At 64.2% G+C, this 1,916-nt stretch carries 3 protein-coding genes and 1 pseudogene; 1 reads left to right on the top strand and 3 read right to left on the bottom strand.

The annotated features are described in order from the left end of the window. A partial coding sequence (locus JYJ84_RS38130) for a LysE family translocator (RefSeq protein ID WP_374102162.1) occupies positions 1-228 on the bottom strand: 228 nt, incomplete at its 3' end. Between the two features lie 285 nt (positions 229-513). On the opposite strand from JYJ84_RS38130, the gene JYJ84_RS35450 reads away from it, so the two are divergent. After that, entirely contained in the window at positions 514-996 is a 483-nt protein-coding gene (locus tag JYJ84_RS35450; RefSeq protein ID WP_021159229.1) for an Lrp/AsnC family transcriptional regulator, read from the top strand. 424 nt (positions 997-1,420) lie between these two features. Here JYJ84_RS35450 and JYJ84_RS35445 read toward each other — a convergent pair whose 3' ends face one another. Then, positions 1,421-1,564, bottom strand: a complete 144-nt coding sequence (locus JYJ84_RS35445) for a hypothetical protein (protein ID WP_237434858.1) — start codon at positions 1,562-1,564, stop codon at positions 1,421-1,423. 243 nt (positions 1,565-1,807) lie between these two features. After that, positions 1,808-1,916, bottom strand: a pseudogene (locus tag JYJ84_RS38125) (IclR family transcriptional regulator); the annotation flags it as partial.

Raw genomic sequence — 1,916 nt, 5'->3', positions numbered from 1 at the left:
GCGCAGCACGGTCAGCGCGTGCTCGTCGAGGTGCACGAGGGAATTCAGACACAGCGCGGTCAGCGCAAGTTGCAGCAGCACGGCGAGCGTGCCGCCCCAGACGCACGGCAGCGCGCGGCGCCAGCCGGCGCGCAGTGCCTGGTTCATGGTGAGAAGGTTGACGGGGCCGGGAGCGTAGACGAGAACGGCGGAAGCAGCGAGAAACGAGAGGTAAAGCCTGAACGACATGACGGGTAGGGCAGGAACAGGAACACGGGCGCCGAAGCCGCGCGGCCGGATAGGCGCGCGGGCGGCGGGGAATCGCATGCCTGCTGGCCGGCACCGCAACTCGTGATTGCGGCCGTGCGTCCCGGTGCGAGGGGGTTGTCGCGGGGAGCGTGCCGGACAACAGGCATGGGTAAAAATATATCAAGGGGCCGGATTAAAAGGCTTCCGCATTTCCACACAAACCGACACAAATCCGGAATGTCGTTCAGATAGAATCCCGGTTTTCAGTAGAAGATTCTTCCTGCCATGGCCACACGTGAACGCTCGCCGAAAACGCTCGACAGCCAGGACCGCAAGATCCTCGGTGCACTGCAGAAAAATGCGCGTCTGTCGAACGCCGAACTGGCCGAACAGATCGGCATGTCGACCACCGCGTGCTGGAACCGCACGCGGCAGCTCGAGGTGGACGGCTACATCGACGGTTATGTCGCGCTGGTCAACCAGCGCAAGCTGGGCTATGCGGACATCGTGATCCTCGAAGTCACGCTCGATCGTCACGAGGACGACGCGCTCGCCCGTTTCGGCGAGGAACTCGCTGCACTGCCCGAGGTGCTCGAGGCTTATCTCGTGTCGGGGGAGTACGACTACTGGATCAAGGTCGCGGTGGACGGCACGGCCGGCTACGAGCGTTTCCTGCGCGAAAAGCTGTACAAGATTTCGAGCATCCGCCACAGCCGCTCGATGTTCGCGCTGCGCTGCATGAAGGACGTGCCGTCGATTCAGGTGTGATGGGAGTCAGCGTGCGGCCGGCGTTGAAACGACGGCGCAGGTGGCTGCGCGTGGGCGCGGGGAAAGGCGGCAACCGGGCGTGGGGCGAGCCGCATCGCGCGGTTCGGCACCCTGGCCGGCAAAGCGGATGAATCTTCCATCCGGGACGATCCGGCGTAATCGCGCGCCGGCTCGATAACGGCTGCCCGCCCGGGCAACCGTCAGGCAAAACCACGCCGACGCCGATCGGCGCCGGAATCGGCTTCAAGGTGACTTCTACGCGCGCTCGACGCTGCGGGCGCATTCAACCGGGGGAACCCCGGCCGGTTTCCGACCGACAGCCAGGCGATGTGCGGTGCATTGCATGCCGATGCCCGACGCTGCGGCCTCGTGGCGCGCGTCCGGGCAGGGCGATGTGCGATCAACTGGCGGACGTTCGTTCCGGTCAGTGCGGCAGGCGTGCGTGCGCTTCAGCGATGACTTCGCAGTTCTCGAGGTGGAGTGCCCAAGCTTCTGCAATCAGGTCGCTCACACGTGCGAGCCAGCCAGTGGATTCGGTGGAACGGTCGGAGATATTGGACGTTTGCATGACGAAGCCCCGTATAGGTGGCGAGTTAGGGATAACCCTAATCATAGCGAAACGGCTCCGCTTTGTGAAATGCGATTTCGTTATATGAGAATTACTGACACTTTGTGTTGCTGCTTCGCAACATGAGTCTCGGGTTGGTTTGTCTCTGACGCGCAGGCGTGGCGAGGCCGTGCCTGCACGGCCTCGCATGGGACAAGAGCGGGGATTCGAGCGGTAAGGAAGAGGGCGGAAGCAGGCGGCGGCTTACCGGCCGATCCACCCGAACCGCCACGACAGCCGCCGTGCCGCGGCGAGCAACGCTTGCGCGAGATCGCTGTCCGGCCCGCGCGGAAAGCCGCGCGACGAGCCGATG

Source organism: Burkholderia sp. LMG 13014 (assembly GCF_905232215.1).
GTDB lineage: Bacteria > Pseudomonadota > Gammaproteobacteria > Burkholderiales > Burkholderiaceae > Burkholderia.
This window is presented reverse-complemented; position numbering and strand designations above follow the sequence as displayed.